Raw genomic sequence first — 16,385 nt, 5'->3', positions numbered from 1 at the left:
CGACTGCCTCCAGAGCGACCGCTGCCATCGCAGAACGGGAGAGTGCTTTCGGCGATGCGCGCAAGCAGTGGCGTGGCTCGGCGAACTGCATCATAGCGTCACGGCGAAGCAATGGTGCCCATCTTCATCGGCCGTGGCGCGCCAGTCTACGATTTCGCACGACATCGTTACCAATCGGCGCGCAGACGCAACATCGGGCCGCCGACGGCGCACGGGAAACTTGCTCGCGGTTGTCTGCTATACGCTGCCCGCCCTGGCCGACCTTGCATCGATTCTGGACTACATTGCTGATCGCTCCCCGCAGGGAGCCGCACGCATCGGCTGAACGTATTCGCGGGCATGTTCGCGGTTGGCACGTTGGCGGCCGCCGTAGGTTCGAGATCGAGAGGAGCGCAGGCATGAGCACCGACCGGGACACCGTGCGGTCCTATGACGCGGTCGCGGCGGAGTACGCCGCGGAGGCCGCGGCGATGCCCGAATGGGTCGCGACAGAGATCGATGCGTTCGTGACCGAGCTGGGTGGCTCGGGCAGGGTGCTGGAGATCGGAAGCGGTGGCGGGCGAGATGCACTAGAGCTCGAGAAGCGGGGGATGAGCGTCCGGCGCACCGACATCTCGAAGGGTTTCACCGAACTGCTTCGCGAGAGTGGCTTCGAGGCCGACCTGCTGGACCCGCTGACCGAAGACCTGACCGACCCGCAGCGTCCCGGCACGCCGTACGACGGGATCTGGGCCTGTGCCTGCCTAATTCACGTCGCGCGCGAGGATTTCGGCACGGTGCTTGGACGGCTTGCCGAGGCGACCCGGACCGGTGGCCGACTGCACGCCTCGGTTAGAGAGGGCGATGGCGAGGATGTGTCCACACACGGCAGCGCGTCGGCGCCTCGGCGGTACGTCGAGACGTACTGGCGCGAGCCCGCCCTGCGGTCCGCACTCACAGACTCCGGCTGGATCGTCAGCGACGTACGTCGGTGCATCGGAAGGCCGGATGATCGGTGGCTGAGCGTTCGGGCGAGTCGGGCATGAGGCACACAGAGTTCTGGGCCCGGATGGAGGCGGCGCTGGGGGAGTCCTTTGCCCATTTCTGGGCCGGTCAGCATGTCTCGGCAGATCCTGCGATATCGGGAGGCCCACGACCCGGGTAGCAAGATCGCGGGACGTCGTAGGCTTGCCGATTGGAGCGCGCGGCAGGCTGCTGCATCATAGGGGCACAGCGAACGAATAGTGCCCATCTCCGTCGACCGTGGCGCGCCACTTCGAATACGCTATCGCCGCCAGTCGTTGCGGTTCCTTCGCCTCTATCTTTTAGGCTGCGCCTGCCGGACGGACGCGCCGCATGATCTCGGCTCCGTGCTCTCGCGTGATGCGCTCCGGGCCAAACCTCGATCAAGGTTCCGCGATGACGAAACTTGACGGACCATCGACGCGTTGAGGTCCTATTGTACCTGCAGTACGGCAGGTAACTGATGTCCGGAAAGATCGGTCGCGAGCGGTTGGTTGCGGCTTTCGCCGCAATTTACTTTTTGTGGGGAGGAACATACCTGGCGATCGCACTGGGCCTGCAATCGATTCCGCCTTTTCTCTTGGTCGGATCACGATCGGTTCTCGGCGGTTTAGTGCTGTTTGCGCTGTCGCAGCTGGACCGGTTGACCGTGCGATCGTGGCAGGACTGGCGCCACGCCGCGGTCAGCGGTCTACTCCTGTTTGTGGGTTGTCACGGGGCGCTAGCCTACGCCCAGCGTTTCGTCCCCTCCGGACTATCCGCGATCATTCTAGCGACCATTCCATTCTGGATTGTATTCGTCGACCTCGCCATTGGCGACAGGCAACAGCTGAAACGGCTCATCGGACTTCTGCCCGGCTTCTTTGGCGTTGCGCTTATCGCATGGAATGAGACGTCGAATGGTGAGAATTCTCTGCCAATCTCGATGATTGTTCTCCTCCTGGCTTCGGCCCTCGCCTGGGCGCTCGGCACTGTATACGCGCAAAGACGTGCAGCCTGTATTCCGCCCCGCGATCTTGCCGGGATGCAGTTGATCTGCGGTGGCGCAGTGTTGCTGATGCTCAGTGGGCTAAGCGGCGAATGGGCGAACTTCGCGCCGCAACAAGTCACAGTCGTTTCGCTCGCCAGCCTGATCTATCTCGCTCTCCTCGGCAGCGTCATCGGCAACACCGCCTATCTGTGGCTCCTGGACCGCATGCCAGCGCCCATCGTTGCAACCTACACTTTCGTAAATCCAGTGGTCGCGGTCATCCTTGGTGTGGTGATTCTGGGTGAACACATTGCCCTCCGCAGCTTGGTTGGTGCGGCGCTGGTAATCAGCTCCGTGGTGGTGCTGCTGTGCATTGCCAATGTTAATCAGCCGACAGAAAAATCGCCTGCGGGCCGCGATGTAGGCCAAACCGCCCTGAGAAACGCCGATGAGGTGTAGTGCAAGATCGCAGGCCATCGCAGATTAGCTGATTGGGGCTGCTCAGTCCGGTTAGACCTCATAGCGTCACGGCGAAGCAATAGTGCCCATCTTCATCGGCCGTGGCGCGCCAAATCCCGCCGCAAGTCGCTGAAACTACGACAAAGCCGCACTGGCTACGACGGCGGAAATCGGAACACTCTTAGATATCGTTAGTTCGGCGATCCCGGACGGCAGAAAAGTTCGAATCGCTTCTGGCGGAATGGCTACAGGGCCTGGGGATCGCCGAGTCGATCGAATCTCGTCGAGATGGATTCGATCTGGGGGGCGGCCGGCAACGCAGCGCGCTCGGTCCCCCTTGCATGCCGCCAATCCGTGCGCTACATACTGAACCGAATGGTTCAGTATTCCCGGACCCGCTTAGATGCCTCGTTCGCCGCGCTCTCGGACGCCACCCGACGCGGCGTTCTGGAGCGGCTCGGACGTGCAGACGCTTCGATCACGGACCTTGCCGAGGCGTTCCAAATGACCCTCACGGGCATGAAGAAGCACGTCGGCGTCTTGGAGCAGGCGGGACTCGTCACCACGGAGAAAGTCGGCCGAGTGCGGACCTGCAAGCTCGGCCTACGCCGACTGGAGGAAGAGGCGGCATGGATCGAAAGGCACCGCCATCTCTGGGACGCACGCTTCGACGAGTTGGACAAGGTTGTCGAGGAATTGAAACGGAAGGAGAAGGTCGATGGACAAAAGAAGAGAGGGTGAGTCCACCCCCATAAAGAACCACACGACGGTGGAACGGAAGTCCGACCGGGAGCTGGTCGTTACGCGAACCTTTGACGCGCCGGCGCGCACCGTGTTCGAGGCCTGGACCAAGCCCGAGCTGTTCATGCGGTGGTGGGCACCGAAGTCGATGGGCGTGCCCCTGCTTTCCTGCGAGATGGATGTTCGTGCCGGAGGCAAATACCGCCTCGAGTTCGGACATGATGCCTCAAACTCCTCGGCATTCTTCGGCAGGTATATCGAAGTGACACCGCACTCGCGCCTCGTCTGGACCAATGACGAAGGTGGTGACGGTGGACCGGTCACCACGGTGACCTTCGAGGAAAAAGGTGGCAAGACGCTGCTGGTCATGCACGAGCTCTATCCCTCGAAGGAAGCTCTCGACGCTGCCGGCACCGGGGCGGCGGACGCGATGCCCGAGCAGTTCGAGCAGCTGGACGAGCTTCTCGTCGCCCTGGGCGCGAGCGCGGGACAGTCATGAAGTCGTCGATCTCGCGGTCGGCCGCTTGGCTCCTCACCCTAAAATTCTCCGATCCTTAGGGCGTTATGTTCGCCCTCAGCGGAGCGAAGCGCTGAGCAAGTAGCAGACCGCGCCGATGTTGCCGCAACACGGATCAACAATTCCGGTGATCATTGCACGCGTTGACTTTATGAGAGACGTCCGACCGACCTTCGTCGTCTCCGCACAATCGAAAAAATGTGCTCTACGGAGCAGTGAGTCGTAACAGCCTTGGCGGTTCTCGGCTACGCACGGCGGTATTCGCAGGCTGGAGGGTAGGATATCATAGCGCCCCAGCGGAAATGTAGTTATCAGTTTCATCCACGCTGGGGCGCCATTTTTACGCCGGATCTGCGAAGTCGACGATCAGGCGATTCCAAACATCACCTTTCGACCATCGGGATCGACTACGGTTATGACAACGTCGTCTGTGGCGTATGGCATGAGCCCGCAGTTCTTCAGATGCGCAAGAAAGCGGCTCTGATCCTCGATGCTGAAGTAGAGATGGGTTAGATTCGATTCGGGCAGCGCGGGATGAGTGTAATCGGCAAACGCCTTGGCGTCGTGAATCGCCAATTGCATGCCATCCCGATCCATCCGCCAGTAGATGTATCCGCCTTCTACCCCGACCTTTTCCATCGGTAGCTGGGCGATCTGTGCGTAGAAGCGGGCCGCTACCTCAGGATTTTCGGAGGTCAGGAAAACGCCACGCAGCCTCATCATGCCAGTCCCTCAGAGATACTTCGCACGGCCGGCGTGCATGTGCCGCCTTTTGCCTTGCTCTACGTTGGTGCGTCATTCTGCAATTAACAAAAATCAATACCGCTCATCGGAATAATTGGTTTTTGCATTGGAGACAAACCGGTTAGTCCTCTTGGAGGGAGGCGCTCCGCAATGGACACGGTTGCACTAGGCATATTTTTGACTGCGGCGGTCGGATTGCTTGGATCGCCAGGTCCTGCGATCGCGGCCCTTATCGCGGTCGGTCGCGCCCGAGGCCTTGTTGGAGGGTTGCCGTATTTCCTGGGGCTTCAGTTGGGTTTGGCAACGGCTGCCGGCATTACGGCCGCAGGACTGTTTTCGTTGCTGGCAGCATTCCCGTCCGCGCTGCGCGTGATGACGATAGCCGCCACGGTTTATCTGATCTATCTCGCCTACAAGATTGCGTCGTCCCCGGTCGGAGAAACCGCCCAGGCAAGCAACGGCGCGCACGCGTCGCCTGCGGCCGGATTTCTCCTGGGTGTGACAAATCCGAAAGCCTATCTGGCATTCGCATCTCTGCTTGCGTCCTATACCGTGATCAAAGGCAGCGCGCAGCAGGATACCCTCACCAAATGGTTTTTGCTGGTAGTGGTGATGATCGTGGTGGACATCGTCTGGCTCTACGTCGGGGCCTTCCTGCGAGGATTGATGATGTCGCCAAACAGCGAACGTGTGCTCAATGTCACGCTCGGATTGACGGTGCTGATCGCTGCCGGATTGGCATTCGTTTAGCCATCCGGAAACTGTCCGAGATGGTTTCGTCAGAAATGATGCACGCCCAGCGCCGAGAATGCGCCGTCATGCGGCTCGTGGCCGTCCATGGTCGGCTGGCCGAGAAAGCCGAGTTGCAGCGGCATCGGATGCAGCAGCGACGTCGGTATCGCGCCTGCGGTGTCGAGCAGCGGTATGTCGTGCTGCGCGGCGCCGGAAAGATCCGTCGTGCTGGATGTCAGTCCGGAAAGGTCCGTCGCCAGCGGCGCAAGCAGGCCCGTGGCGGGTGTGTCATGGAGCAAGCCGCTCACCGCGCCGGTAAGACCATCGACCAAGTGACCGACGGTGTCTGTTACCGTCGACGTCAGTTGCCCGACCGTGGTGTTCAGGCTCGATATCGTGCTCGACACCGCTGTGAGTGCGGTGTCGACGATGCCGGTGACGGTGTCGGCAAGCGTGTGAACAGATGCGCCGAGATCGAGCGTGGGTGATGCGATGCTGCCGCCGGTCCCGCTGCTCGCGCCCGCTGATGGCGCGTGATCGAAGGCGCTGAAGCTCGACAGCGCAGGCGACGATGCAAGAGCGTTCGTGGCCAGCACTTCGCCTGCCGGCGTGTGGTCGAGGGTCGCGCCCGCATCCTGCGGCGGGACCGCTGCCGTTGCGTCGGCGTGGACCGCCGGTGAAAGATCCGCGGCCGGAGAGTCGATCGTGCCGGCATGCTGCTCCCCGTGGCCCGGCCCCGGATCGGCCGGCGCCAGCGTCGCTGGAATGATTTCTGCCGGAAGCGGATGCACGGCAGCCGATTCCGCCGCGCGTGCCTCCCCCTCGTGCTCCAGGCGATGCAGCGCCGTGTCGGCGTCGTTGAGCAGGCCGAGCAGCATGGTGGCGAAAGCAACCGACTCGGTTGCCGAGATATGACGGCTGCGCTCGGCTTCGTCGGAGCGGCGGGCGTTCTTTTCGGATTCGGCCATGGCCACCTCCTCGTCAGCGTTCGCGGAACGCGCGGGTGATTTCGTCGCGCAGCGGTCCGAGCAGATACTCGAACAACGTGCGCGGACGCGTCGGCACGATCACCTCGGCCGGCATGCCGGCCTGCAGATCGATGCGCGATTTCTTGACGTCGTTCGGATCGAGCGCGACCTCGACGGCGTAATAGCCCTGTCCGGATTTGTCATCGGTCAGGCGGTCGGCGGACACCGTGTGCACGGTGCCGTAGAGCCGGGGGCGCTCGATATAGTTGACGCCGGTGAGCTGCACTTCGGCGCGGTGGCCGACGGCGACGTCGTTGATGTCGGACAGTTTCAGCTTCGCGGCCGCGATCAGCGGATTGTCGGTCGGCACGATGTCCATCAGCCGCGCACCGGGCTGGATCACGCCGCCCTCGGTGAAGACGTCGAGGCCGACCACGGAGCCGGTCGCAGGCGCCGTAATCCGCGTGCGGGTCATCACATCAGTGGCGGCGTCGATCTTGGGCGTCAGTTCGGCGAGCTTGTTTTCGGTCGCGCGTAACTGGTCGGTGATCTCGCTCATTCGCGCCCGTTCCACCCTGGCGATCTCGAGATCGTTCTGCGCGATCTGCTGCTGCATGCCGGCGATGCCGGCCTGCTGCGCGCCGATATCCGCCTGCAGTTTTGCGTCTTCGCGCTGCAAAGCGAGGATGCGGGTCTTCGGCGTATAGCCTTGCGCGAATAGATGCTGCGCGCCGTTCATCTCGTCCGTCAGCAGTTCCCGCTGCTTCTCGGTGCCGGCAAGCTGCGCCTGCGTCCCCGTGATCTGCGACTCCAGCTCCTTGATCTTGCCGCGCAGCACCGCCGTCTCGGCGGCGAACTGGTGTTTGCGCGCCGCCATCATCGCCGTCTCGTTGGCCATGGCTTGCCGCACGGCGGACAGTTCGCTGCGCGCGCGGAGACCTTCGTCGAAATCCGGCGCATCGCTTTTGTCGCGTTCGGCCATCAGCCGCGCGCGCGCCGCCAGCGCGGCGTCGCGGTCGGCGGTGAGAACGTCGAGCTTGGCGCGCGGGTCGCTGTCGTCGAGCCGGATCAGGAGCTGGCCTTTTTCGACGCGCGCGCCGTCACGCACGGTGAGCTGGCGGACGACGCCGCCATAAGGATGCTGCACGCTCTGCCGCCGGCCTTCGACCTGGAGATTGCCGTTGGCGATGGCTGCGCCCGAAATTGGCGCGAGCGTTCCCCACATCGTCATCGCGGCCGCGAACGCCGCGACCACGCTGCCGCCGATCAGCGCCGGCCGGGCGGGCCGCGCGTAGCGCGCGCGGTCACGCATCGGGGTGAAGCCGTCGTCGATCGTCGTCATGATGCGCGCCCCGCGGCGGCCTGCTGCAAGGCGTGATAGACCTCGCCCGGCGGTCCGAGCATGTCGAGCATGCCGCCCCGCAGCACCATCATGACGTCGACGATGTCGAGAATGGTGGTCCGGTGGGTGATCACGATGACGGTGGCGCCCTCGTGCTTGGCCTGCAGCAGCGCGATCTTGAGCGCCTCTTCGCCGGGGGCATCGAGATTGGCGTTGGGCTCGTCGAGCACTAGCAGCGGCGGCCGGCCGAGCAGCGCGCGAGCCAGCGCCAGACGCTGGCGCTGCCCGCCGGACAGGCCGACGCCGCCGGGACCCAATCGCGTATCGTACTGCTTCGGCAGGTCGAGCACCATCTCGTGAATGCCGGCGCGCTTGGCGGCGTCGATGATCTCTTCCGTCGAGGCGTCGCCGAAACGCGCGATGTTTTCCCGCACGGTGCCGGCGAACAGGCCGACGTCCTGCGGCAAATAGCCGACATGGCGGCCGAACTCGAGCGGATCCCAATGGCTGTAGTCGAGCCCGCCGAAACGCAACCGCCCGTCGGCCGGTGCGATGGCGCCAACGAGAAGGCGGGCCAGCGTGCTTTTGCCGGAGCCGCTCGGGCCGACGATGCCGAGCGCCTGGCCGCCGCCAAGCTCGAACGTCAGGTCCTTGATGACGGGCTCCTTGCGCGCCGGCAGCAGGCAGCGCAGCTCGCGCACCTCGATGGTGTTGCGTGCCCGCGGCACGATGGTGTGCGGCGGCGTCAGGTCGATCTCGCTGAGCAACTCGCGCACTTCCGCATAGGCCTCGCGCGCGCCGATGAACTGCTTCCAGGTGCCGACGGCCTGTTCCACCGGGACCAGCGCCCGGCCCATCACAATGCTGGCGGCGAAGATGGTGGCCGGCGTGATGGCATGGTCGATGGCGAGCCATGCGCCGGTGCCGAGCATCAGCGACTGCAGCAGCAGGCGGAAGAAGCGGATAGAGGACGTCATCACCGCGTTCTTGTCGCTGGCCTGCGCCTGCTGCACCAGCATCGACGAGCGCTGGCTCTGCCAGTTGCGCTCGACCGCCGGCTGCATGCCCATCGCGCGGATGACGTCGGCGTGGCGCAGGATGTTCTCGGTGAACACGTAGGACTGGTTGCCGGCGGCCTCCGCTTCCTTCATCGGCTCGCGGGTCATCACCTCGTTGAGGCCGGCAAGCCCGAGCAGCAGGATGGCGCCGATCGTCGCGACGATGCCGAGCAGCGGATGGATGAAGAATAGCAGCATGAGATAGATCGGTATCCACGGCAGGTCGAACGCGAAATAGATGCCTGGACCGGTCACGAAGGTGCGGAACTGATCGAGATTGCGCAATTGCTGCGCGCCACGCGAGGCGCCGCGCTGCGCCGAGCGCACCACCAGCGCCTCGAACACGCGCGCCGACAATTCCATGTCAAGGCGGATGCCGCAGCGGATCAGGATGCAGGAGCGCACCGCGTCCAGCGCCGCCATGGTGAGCAGCGCGATCGCAAGTATCAGCGTGAGCAGGACGAGCGTGGAAACGTTTTCGTTGAGCAGGACGCGGTTATAGACCTGCATCAGATAGAGCGGCGAACTCAGATAGAGCAGGTTGATGGCGCTAGAGAACAGCCCGGCCCAGAGGAAGTGCGGCCACAGCGCAATCAGCGCCTGGCGAACGTCGTCGGTCCGGCGCTGCGGGGCGACGGATTCATCAAGCGCAGTCAGCGTGCCCGTAGGCATTTGGCGATCACCTCAAGGCGCAGGTCGACAGGACGCTGCGCAATCAACTCGTGCAGCGCAGGTGGTCGAGACGTGGCGTGGGGATGCGTTCCCCACGCCACGCATTTTTGAATGTCTGAGGCTCAACTGGTGTTAGGCGAGGCCGTGGAGCAGGCCGCCAACATCGAGGTGACCGACATCGGCGCTGGCACCGATCAGGGTCGGTGCGGAAACCGAGGCGTCGACACCGTCGAGTCCGGCGGAGAGGTCGATGCTCGGGCTCGTCTCGATCACTGCGCCGAGATCGAGCGTGTGCGACAGGTCCGCCGTGGTGCCGGCGCTTGCAGAGGCGCTGCCGCTAGCGCCTGCGCCGCCAAGAACGCCGGTGGCGGTTCCGAGCAGGCCATCGACGGTACCAAGCAGGTTTCCGAGTAGAGCAGCCATGTAGTCAACTCCTTTGATAGTTGGCTGAAATGCGACGAACGTCGCGCTGCACAAAGCCATGGCAGGCGGAAAGGTTGCGGACTCACATGCGGCGTTTTGGTGATGATTTGTTGGGAGCGGAACCGGCTGTTCCCTGCGTAGCGGTGTACGCTTTGGCATCGTCATTCCGGCGTGGCCATTCCGGCGTGGCCATTCCTATCGAAGCCGGACATTGGCGGGCGGGCCACGATGTGAAATGTTCCCGTGATTATATTTGGAAAGTCGATGTCGGAAGAAAAAACTGAAGTCGTGGTGCTCGGCGCGGGCATCGTCGGTGTGTCAACAGCCTATGCCGCGCGGCAGCGCGGGATGTCGGTCATTCTCGTCGACCGGCGCGAGCCGGGCAGCGAGACCTCCTACGGCAATGCCGGCATCATCAGCGGCGGCTCGATATCGCCGCTCAACAATCCCGCGCTGTGGAAGGCGCTGCCGAAATACCTGACCAACCGCCACGCCGCGTTGCGCTGGAATCCGGTCTGGGCGGTTCAAAACGCGGGATGGGTCGTGCGTTTTCTGGCCGATTCGGCAGCGTCGCGTTTCAGGCCGCGGGCGACCGCCCTGCATGGTTTGATCGCCGCATCGGCAAAACTGCACCGGGAATGGATCGTGAAAGCGGAAGCGGGGCATCGCATTCGCGAGACCGGCTGGCTGAGGGCGTGGCGCGGCGATGCGATCGCGGCGGCAAAGCAGGAACAGGCGCTGCTGGCCGAATACGGCATCGCCAGCGAACTGCTTGACCGCCAGGCCATCTCCGCGCTCGAGCCCGGCATCGTGCCCGTCTATAAAGTGGGCATGCTGCACACGGAGACCGCTTCGGTCGACTCGCCGGGCGAGGTGGTCAAGGCCTATGCGCGGATGTTCGCCAGCGCCGGCGGCGATATCAGGCAGTCGGATATCAAGGCGATCGCGCCTGACGGCGATCGTTGGCGCGTTGTGCTGGCCGATGGTGAGATTTCGGCGCGCCATGTCGTGGTCGCGCTGGGACCCTGGTCGGCAGAAATCCTGCGGCCGCTCGGCTACCGCGTTCCGCTTGCGTTCGAGCGTGGCTATCATCGCGAATTCAAGCCGAACCCGGCACGTCCGTTGCGGCGTCCAATCTATGACATCGACGGCGGTTTCATCATGACCCCGATGGAGCAGGGCATCCGTGTCACCTCAGGCGTCGAGCTGACCGGCCGCGACGCGCCTTCCTCATTCGCCCAGCTCGATCAGGTGGTTCCGCTGGCGCGCGGCGTGGCCGAATTCGGCGATGCGGTCGGCGATGCATGGCGAGGCTCGCGGCCGACGCTGCCGGACAGCCTGCCGATTATCGGTCCGGCGCCCCGGCATGCCGGCCTGTGGCTTGCTTTCGGCAACCAGCATATCGGCTTCACGACCGGTCCCGCGACCGGCGCCGCCACCGCGGCCATGATCGGCGGCGCGCCGCCGCCTTTCGACGTCGCGCCGTTCGCGCCGGATCGCTATATTTCTTGACGCCGCTGGCGCACCGCCGCTGCCCCGGCAGCGACCAGCATGAAGAAGCTGAGCACGCCGCTCACCCCGGCGGTGACGAAGAACGGCTTCAGGTCCGCGCCGGGGCTGACGTCGAGCACGATCGGCGGCGATGCGACCGCGATGTTGTTCTTGCGATAGCCCTCGCCGACGGCCCCGGGAAGACCATCACGCACCAGAACGCCCGGTTGCGTCGTGATCTGGAAGGCCGGCGTTCTCGGCGAAAGCATCAACATGCTGCCGCCACCGGGCGGCACATAGGCCGTCGTGTTGGTTTTCATGAAATAGACGAGAGGCTGGCCCGGGCGCCAATTCGCCGGAGTCAATGGAATGTAGCGGTCGAGTATCGTCGTGCCGGAGCTTTTGGTCCCGAACTCGATGATGTATTCGGTCCGCGCGATGCCGGTGATCGTCACATGTGTTGATCGTGGCGTGTCGCCCTTCGACAGGTCGAGGCTCTCGACGTCGACCGTTTCCGTCGACTTCACGTAGCCGTACCAGCCGGCGCCGGCCGCGATCGCCAGGGCCAGGACACCCAGCAAAACGAAAGTCACGGGCGATCCGGCGCCCGCAGTGGCACCGCGCAGTTGATCCTGCATGCCGGTAAGCGTGACGAGCAGGGCGGCTGGAGTAAGCAGCACCATGAGCGGAAAGATCAGGGTGCGCTTCAGCCCGTAGGAGCCGAACTGCTCCAATTGCCACTCGGCGGCCAGCCGGTAGAGCCCTGCGTAAGCGTACCACTCGTAGAAAATATAAGCGCAGGCCGCCGCGATGTAGAGCCAAATGACCCACTTAAGAACGGACTTCATCATTCCCCCTCAAAGGCGCGTCGGCTGCAAATGCGCGGGCTGTGATGGTTGGTCGAGATTGCGTCAACCCTGCGATGCAGACTGAGACAAAATTTAGACGTCACGGAATAGGACGGATGACTCGCGTTTTTTCCCTGGGGGAGTCCGCAAAAAATGATCGACCGCACCTGCCCGGCAGCACGAGACCGAGTGTGGCCCGAACGATGCAAGCGAAGATCTCCGCATGAGTGCGGGCAAAGCTGCCGGGCAGCATCGCGAGCGCCGCAAGCAAGACACCAGCTCGGACTCGTTCGCTGCCGATGAGCCCCGACGACGCGCAACCGGCGGCCGTGTGGAGCCATCTCGGTTCAGGTCGCTCGAAAAATGGGCGCAGGCTTCGAGGCGGCGGGCCTCGGTATCCGGTGCGGTCCCTGCATGGCCCACATTCTGGAACCAGGGACATTGAACTCGCTCGAACTTTTTGCGGCCGCGAAACCTTGTCTGGATCTGGCGCCTGTCGTGAGACCGGGGGGGTGCCGTGGCACGCGCATTGCAGTCACCGCAATGGGCATTGTCGCGGTGGGCAATCGTGGCAATCTCTAACTCGCTCTTGCATGGGACGACAGTTTGGTGACACCGTTGCGCTTGCTTTGCCGGCCTGAGAGCGTGGGGCGTGCTGGTCGGTTTTGGGGTTGTTGTAGATGTTGCGTCTGATTGCCCGGCGTCTTGCCATCGGTGTGCTGGTTGCGCTCACCGTGATGACGCTCGCGTTCCTGCTGACGCGGCTGTCCGGCGACCTTGCGGTTTCGATCGCGGGCCCGTCGGCAACGCAGGCCGACGTCGAAATCGTGCGCAAGGCCTATGGCCTCGATCGCCCGCTTTATGTCCAGTTCTTCGCCTGGACCGGCCGCGCCATGGTCGGCGATTTCGGCCAGAGCTATTTCTTCAAGGACAGCGTGGCGAACCTGATCCAGAAGCGCCTGCCGATCACGGTCACGCTTGGCCTCGTCGGCCTGAGCCTTGCGTTGGTCATCTCGATTCCACTCGGCATCCTGGCGGCGCTGCGCGAAAATACCTGGGTCGACCGCGGCGTCACCCTGTTCACGATGGTGGGGCAGGCGGTGCCGAGCTTCTGGCTGGCGCTGATTCTGATGATCGTGCTCGGCCTGCAGCTCGGCATCCTGCCGATCTCGGGCACCGGCACCTGGCAGCATTTCGTGATGCCGGGGATCGTGCTTGCCTTCACGGCGATCCCGGCGCTGACGCGGCTGACGCGTTCGGGGATGATCGAGGCAATGGCGTCCGACTATATCCGTACTGCGCGCGCAAAGGGCCTGTCGCGGGCGCGCATCGTCTTCAAGCACGCGCTGCGCAACGCCGCCATTCCCGTCGTGTCGATCGCGGCCGTTCAGCTCGGCTTCATGCTGGGCGGCTCGATCGTCATCGAGACCGTGTTCGCGCTGCATGGCGTCGGCTATCTCGGCTGGGAGAGCATCGCCAAGAACGATTTTCCGGTGGTGCAGGCGGTGGTGCTGGTGCTCGCCGTGTTCTATATCGGCCTCACTCTCCTGGCCGACATCCTCAATGCCCTGCTCGATCCGAGGCTGCGTACGGGATGAGCGAGCCGATCGCCATTCAGGCGCCGCAGCCTTCGAGCACAGGTAGCTCGCGCATCGGCACCGCCGGCTTTGCGATCGGGATCGCCATCGTCGCGCTCGTCGCCGCAGCCGCGGTGGTCGGCAACGCGCTGGTACCGCAGGACCCGTTCATTCAGGACCTCGGCAACCGTCTCAAGCCGCCATTCTGGATGGAGGGCAGCCAGGCCGGGCACCTGCTCGGCACCGACCAGCTCGGGCGGGACTATCTGGCGCGGCTGGTCTATGGCGCGCGCATTTCATTGTTGATCGGCATCATGACGGTGATCACGTCGGGCCTGATCGGCATCACGCTCGGCGTGCTCGGCGGATTCTTTGGCGGCCGTGTCGACGATTTCGTGCTGTTCGCCATCACGACGCGGTTGTCGATCCCCGTCGTGCTGGTCGCGCTTGCGGTGGTCGGGCTGATGGGATCGGGCCTCGGGCTCGTCGTCGCGACCCTTGGGCTGTTGTTGTGGGATCGCTTCGCGGTGGTGGCGCGCGCGACCACCATGCAGGTCCGCAACCACGATTATGTCAGCGCCGCCTGGTGCGCCGGTGCCTCGATGCCGCATATCCTGATCAGGGAGATCCTGCCGAACATTGCGAGCCATCTCGCCGTGGTGGCAACGCTGGAGATGGCGCTGGCGATCCTGCTCGAAGCCGCCTTGTCGTTCCTTGGCCTTGGCGTGCCGCCGCCGCTGCCGTCCTGGGGGCTGATGATCGCCGAGGGCAAGGATTACATGTTCTTTTCGCCCTGGGTGATCATGATTCCCGGCGTGGCGCTGGCCGTTCTGGTGCTCGGCATCAATCTGGTCGGCGACGGATTGCGTAACCTGCTCGGCGCGGAGCGGCTGCGATGAGCGCGCTGTTGGAGGTCGAGGAGCTTCAGGTGAGTTTTGGTGGCCGCACCGCGGCGGTGCGCGGCGCCTCGTTCTGGGTCGAGAAGGGCGAGACGCATTGCCTGGTCGGCGAATCCGGCTGCGGCAAGTCGGTCACCGCGCTGGCCGTCATGAGCCTGCTCGCCCGCGGCGGCCAGCGTTCGGCAAAACATATGAGCTTTGCCGGCACCGACCTCACGTCGCTGTCGGACCGCGAAATGGCGCGGCTGCGCGGCAACCGCATGGCGATGATTTTCCAGGAGCCGATGACCAGCCTCAATCCAGCGTTTACGATCGGTTCGCAGATGGCCGAGGTGCTGACGCGCCACAAGGGCGGTTCGCGCGTCGCGGCGCTGGACCGCGCCGCCGAACTGATGGGCCGCGTCGGCATCACCGCACCTGGCATGCGGCTTGGCCAGTTCCCGCACCAGCTCTCGGGCGGCTTGCGCCAGCGCGTGATGATCGCGATGGCGCTGATGTGCGATCCTGAATTGCTGATCGCCGACGAGCCGACCACCGCGCTCGACGTCACCGTGCAGGCGCAGATCCTGCGGCTGCTCGCCAACCTCAAGCGCGAGTTCGGCCTCTCGATCCTGCTGATTACCCACGACCTCGGCATCGTTGCGCGCATCGCCAATCACGTGTCTGTCATGTATGCCGGCGAGGTGGTCGAGCGCGCGACGACCGCGGAACTGTTCCGTGCGCCGCAACACCCCTACACGCGCGGTCTCCTGTCCTGCGTGCCGGTGCCTGGCCGCGTGCAGCGCGACCGGCCGCTCGGCTCGATCCCCGGCGTGGTGCCGGCGATCGGACCTGGCTTTGCCGGCTGCGCCTTCCGCTCGCGTTGCGCCCACGCCGACGAGACTTGCGAGCATAAAATTCCGCGGCGGCAGGCAGGCGACGCGCACGACTATCTTTGCCGGCTCGAGCCGGACTGGGCGGAGCTGCAACCCGCATGACCGCCGCGATCGAGGTCGAGAACCTGCGGTGCGAATTCCGCGTCCACACCGGGTTGATGTCGGCGGAAAAGCGCGTGGTCGCGGTCGACGATGTCACCTTCAGCGTCCCGGCCGGCAGCGTGCTCGGCATTGTTGGCGAGTCCGGCTGCGGCAAATCCACGCTTGCGCGCCTGATCCTTGGGCTGCTCAAGCCGACGGCGGGGACCGTGCTGGTGGACGGCAAGCGCCTGTTCGACCTCGACCGCAAGGCGCGTGCCCGGCTGATCCAGCCCGTGTTCCAGGATCCGTTTGCTTCCCTCAATCCGCGTCGGCGCATCAAGGACATCGTCGCCCTGCCGCTGGCAGCCCAAGGTACCTTCTCGCGCGGCGAGATCGAGCGCCGGGTCGGCGGCATTCTCGAGCGCGTCGGGCTGTCGGCCGCCATGGGCGAGCGCATGCCGGCGCAGCTTTCCGGTGGGCAGCGCCAGCGCGCGGCGATTGCACGCGCACTGGTGCTGGAACCCAGGATCGTGATCTGCGACGAGCCGACCAGCGCGCTAGACGTCTCGGTGCAGGCGCAAATCCTCAACCTGCTCGCTGATTTGCGCCGTGATCTCGGGCTGACCTACCTCTTCATCAGCCACAATCTCGCCGTCGTGGAGCACGTGGCGAGCGAGGTCGCGGTGATGTATCTCGGCCGTTTTGTCGAGCGCAACGAAACCGATGCACTGTTTCGCAAGCCGCGGCATCCCTATACCCAGGCGCTGCTGGAGAGCGTGCTGACGCCGGAGCCGGGCAAGGGCGTGCCGGACATCGGCCTCGGCGACATCATGCCGGATCCGGCCAATATTCCGCCGGGCTGCCGGTTTAACCCGCGCTGCCGCATCGCAGTCGAGCGCTGCCGCCATGAGGCACCAACGCGCATGGTCCGGCCTCCCCAGGGAATGGTAGAGTGTCATCTGGCATAGGGCGTGCTTCACGCCACT

Annotated in this window: 17 protein-coding genes; 11 read left to right on the top strand and 6 right to left on the bottom strand. The window is 64.3% G+C overall.

Annotation, left to right across the window (positions count from 1 at the left end):
• Nucleotides 1–398: 398 nt before the first annotated feature.
• The 5 genes from V1286_RS31425 (at nt 399) to V1286_RS31410 (ending at nt 3,671) form a co-directional block, all read left to right on the top strand.
• Nucleotides 399–1,025: a class I SAM-dependent methyltransferase gene (locus V1286_RS31425; protein WP_334486345.1), complete on the top strand. Its 627-nt coding sequence runs from the start codon at nt 399–401 to the stop codon at nt 1,023–1,025.
• Nucleotides 1,022–1,144, top strand: coding sequence for a DUF3046 domain-containing protein (locus V1286_RS39070; protein WP_417021201.1), 123 nt, complete (start codon nt 1,022–1,024; stop codon nt 1,142–1,144). The genes V1286_RS31425 and V1286_RS39070 overlap by 4 nt, the downstream gene beginning before the upstream one ends.
• 321 nt (nt 1,145–1,465) lie before the next feature.
• A complete protein-coding gene (locus V1286_RS31420) occupies nt 1,466–2,431 on the top strand; it encodes an EamA family transporter (protein WP_334486342.1) in 966 nt (321 codons plus the stop codon).
• Nucleotides 2,432–2,806: 375 nt separating this feature from the next.
• A complete protein-coding gene (locus V1286_RS31415; RefSeq protein WP_334490028.1) occupies nt 2,807–3,172 on the top strand; it encodes an ArsR/SmtB family transcription factor in 366 nt (121 codons plus the stop codon).
• The gene (locus V1286_RS31410) at nt 3,150–3,671 is read left to right on the top strand and encodes an SRPBCC family protein (protein ID WP_334486339.1); all 522 of its coding nucleotides are present in this window, start codon (nt 3,150–3,152) and stop codon (nt 3,669–3,671) included. Before V1286_RS31415 ends, V1286_RS31410 begins: the two co-directional genes overlap by 23 nt.
• 384 nt (nt 3,672–4,055) lie before the next feature.
• Here V1286_RS31410 and V1286_RS31405 read toward each other — a convergent pair whose 3' ends face one another.
• Nucleotides 4,056–4,412: a VOC family protein gene (locus V1286_RS31405; protein ID WP_334486336.1), complete on the bottom strand. Its 357-nt coding sequence runs from the start codon at nt 4,410–4,412 to the stop codon at nt 4,056–4,058.
• Between the two features lie 171 nt (nt 4,413–4,583).
• Between V1286_RS31405 and V1286_RS31400 the strand changes: the two genes are divergently transcribed.
• Complete coding sequence (locus V1286_RS31400) at nt 4,584–5,183, top strand: LysE family translocator (RefSeq protein ID WP_334486333.1); 600 nt, start codon at nt 4,584–4,586, stop codon at nt 5,181–5,183.
• Between the two features lie 29 nt (nt 5,184–5,212).
• Here the strand turns inward: V1286_RS31400 and V1286_RS31395 are convergent, their stop codons facing one another.
• The 4 genes from V1286_RS31395 to V1286_RS31380 all read right to left on the bottom strand — a co-directional run bounded on the left by V1286_RS31395 (nt 5,213) and on the right by V1286_RS31380 (nt 9,628).
• Entirely contained in the window at nt 5,213–6,133 is a 921-nt protein-coding gene (locus tag V1286_RS31395; RefSeq protein WP_334486330.1) for a hypothetical protein, read from the bottom strand.
• A 13-nt stretch (nt 6,134–6,146) separates the two neighbouring features.
• Nucleotides 6,147–7,475 carry an HlyD family type I secretion periplasmic adaptor subunit gene (locus tag V1286_RS31390; protein WP_334486327.1) on the bottom strand — a complete coding sequence of 443 codons (1,329 nt, stop codon included), beginning with the start codon at nt 7,473–7,475 and terminating at the stop codon, nt 6,147–6,149.
• Nucleotides 7,472–9,205 carry a type I secretion system permease/ATPase gene (locus tag V1286_RS31385; protein WP_334486325.1) on the bottom strand — a complete coding sequence of 578 codons (1,734 nt, stop codon included), beginning with the start codon at nt 9,203–9,205 and terminating at the stop codon, nt 7,472–7,474. The genes V1286_RS31390 and V1286_RS31385 overlap by 4 nt, the downstream gene beginning before the upstream one ends.
• 132 nt (nt 9,206–9,337) lie before the next feature.
• Nucleotides 9,338–9,628, bottom strand: a complete 291-nt coding sequence (locus tag V1286_RS31380) for a hypothetical protein (RefSeq protein ID WP_334486323.1) — start codon at nt 9,626–9,628, stop codon at nt 9,338–9,340.
• Between the two features lie 264 nt (nt 9,629–9,892).
• On the opposite strand from V1286_RS31380, the gene V1286_RS31375 reads away from it, so the two are divergent.
• Nucleotides 9,893–11,140 carry an FAD-binding oxidoreductase gene (locus tag V1286_RS31375; protein WP_334486320.1) on the top strand — a complete coding sequence of 416 codons (1,248 nt, stop codon included), beginning with the start codon at nt 9,893–9,895 and terminating at the stop codon, nt 11,138–11,140.
• Here V1286_RS31375 and V1286_RS31370 read toward each other — a convergent pair.
• On the bottom strand, nt 11,128–11,967 hold the full coding sequence (locus tag V1286_RS31370) for a hypothetical protein (protein ID WP_334486317.1): 840 nt from the start codon (nt 11,965–11,967) through the stop codon (nt 11,128–11,130). The two genes, V1286_RS31375 and V1286_RS31370, sit on opposite strands and share 13 nt — an antisense overlap.
• Before the next feature lie 680 nt (nt 11,968–12,647).
• Here V1286_RS31370 and V1286_RS31365 point away from each other — a divergent pair.
• The 4 genes from V1286_RS31365 to V1286_RS31350 are packed head-to-tail and all read left to right on the top strand — an operon-like array spanning nt 12,648 to nt 16,367.
• On the top strand, nt 12,648–13,565 hold the full coding sequence (locus V1286_RS31365) for an ABC transporter permease (RefSeq protein WP_108512285.1): 918 nt from the start codon (nt 12,648–12,650) through the stop codon (nt 13,563–13,565).
• Nucleotides 13,562–14,443, top strand: coding sequence for an ABC transporter permease (locus tag V1286_RS31360; RefSeq protein ID WP_334486314.1), 882 nt, complete (start codon nt 13,562–13,564; stop codon nt 14,441–14,443). Before V1286_RS31365 ends, V1286_RS31360 begins: the two co-directional genes overlap by 4 nt.
• Entirely contained in the window at nt 14,440–15,420 is a 981-nt protein-coding gene (locus V1286_RS31355; RefSeq protein WP_334486311.1) for an ABC transporter ATP-binding protein, read from the top strand. Before V1286_RS31360 ends, V1286_RS31355 begins: the two co-directional genes overlap by 4 nt.
• On the top strand, nt 15,417–16,367 hold the full coding sequence (locus V1286_RS31350) for an ABC transporter ATP-binding protein (protein ID WP_334486309.1): 951 nt from the start codon (nt 15,417–15,419) through the stop codon (nt 16,365–16,367). Before V1286_RS31355 ends, V1286_RS31350 begins: the two co-directional genes overlap by 4 nt.
• Nucleotides 16,368–16,385 lie beyond the last annotated feature (18 nt).

The organism is Bradyrhizobium algeriense (assembly GCF_036924595.1).
Taxonomy (GTDB): Bacteria; Pseudomonadota; Alphaproteobacteria; order Rhizobiales; family Xanthobacteraceae; genus Bradyrhizobium; species Bradyrhizobium algeriense.
This window is presented reverse-complemented; position numbering and strand designations above follow the sequence as displayed.

What these genes read in the sequence shown, in the direction of transcription:
- V1286_RS31370 (WP_334486317.1), bottom strand. Translation starts at nt 11,967, where the DNA reads ATGAAGTCCGTTCTTAAGTGGGTCATTTGGCTCTACATCGCGGCGGCC.
- V1286_RS31375 (WP_334486320.1), top strand. Translation starts at nt 9,893, where the DNA reads ATGTCGGAAGAAAAAACTGAAGTCGTGGTGCTCGGCGCGGGCATCGTC.
- V1286_RS31425 (WP_334486345.1), top strand. Translation starts at nt 399, where the DNA reads ATGAGCACCGACCGGGACACCGTGCGGTCCTATGACGCGGTCGCGGCG.
- V1286_RS31350 (WP_334486309.1), top strand. Translation starts at nt 15,417, where the DNA reads ATGACCGCCGCGATCGAGGTCGAGAACCTGCGGTGCGAATTCCGCGTC.
- V1286_RS31385 (WP_334486325.1), bottom strand. Translation starts at nt 9,205, where the DNA reads ATGCCTACGGGCACGCTGACTGCGCTTGATGAATCCGTCGCCCCGCAG.
- V1286_RS31415 (WP_334490028.1), top strand. Translation starts at nt 2,807, where the DNA reads ATGGTTCAGTATTCCCGGACCCGCTTAGATGCCTCGTTCGCCGCGCTC.
- V1286_RS31380 (WP_334486323.1), bottom strand. Translation starts at nt 9,628, where the DNA reads ATGGCTGCTCTACTCGGAAACCTGCTTGGTACCGTCGATGGCCTGCTC.
- V1286_RS31400 (WP_334486333.1), top strand. Translation starts at nt 4,584, where the DNA reads ATGGACACGGTTGCACTAGGCATATTTTTGACTGCGGCGGTCGGATTG.
- V1286_RS31410 (WP_334486339.1), top strand. Translation starts at nt 3,150, where the DNA reads ATGGACAAAAGAAGAGAGGGTGAGTCCACCCCCATAAAGAACCACACG.
- V1286_RS31420 (WP_334486342.1), top strand. Translation starts at nt 1,466, where the DNA reads ATGTCCGGAAAGATCGGTCGCGAGCGGTTGGTTGCGGCTTTCGCCGCA.
- V1286_RS31355 (WP_334486311.1), top strand. Translation starts at nt 14,440, where the DNA reads ATGAGCGCGCTGTTGGAGGTCGAGGAGCTTCAGGTGAGTTTTGGTGGC.
- V1286_RS31395 (WP_334486330.1), bottom strand. Translation starts at nt 6,133, where the DNA reads ATGGCCGAATCCGAAAAGAACGCCCGCCGCTCCGACGAAGCCGAGCGC.
- V1286_RS31390 (WP_334486327.1), bottom strand. Translation starts at nt 7,475, where the DNA reads ATGACGACGATCGACGACGGCTTCACCCCGATGCGTGACCGCGCGCGC.
- V1286_RS31365 (WP_108512285.1), top strand. Translation starts at nt 12,648, where the DNA reads ATGTTGCGTCTGATTGCCCGGCGTCTTGCCATCGGTGTGCTGGTTGCG.
- V1286_RS31405 (WP_334486336.1), bottom strand. Translation starts at nt 4,412, where the DNA reads ATGATGAGGCTGCGTGGCGTTTTCCTGACCTCCGAAAATCCTGAGGTA.
- V1286_RS31360 (WP_334486314.1), top strand. Translation starts at nt 13,562, where the DNA reads ATGAGCGAGCCGATCGCCATTCAGGCGCCGCAGCCTTCGAGCACAGGT.
- V1286_RS39070 (WP_417021201.1), top strand. Translation starts at nt 1,022, where the DNA reads ATGAGGCACACAGAGTTCTGGGCCCGGATGGAGGCGGCGCTGGGGGAG.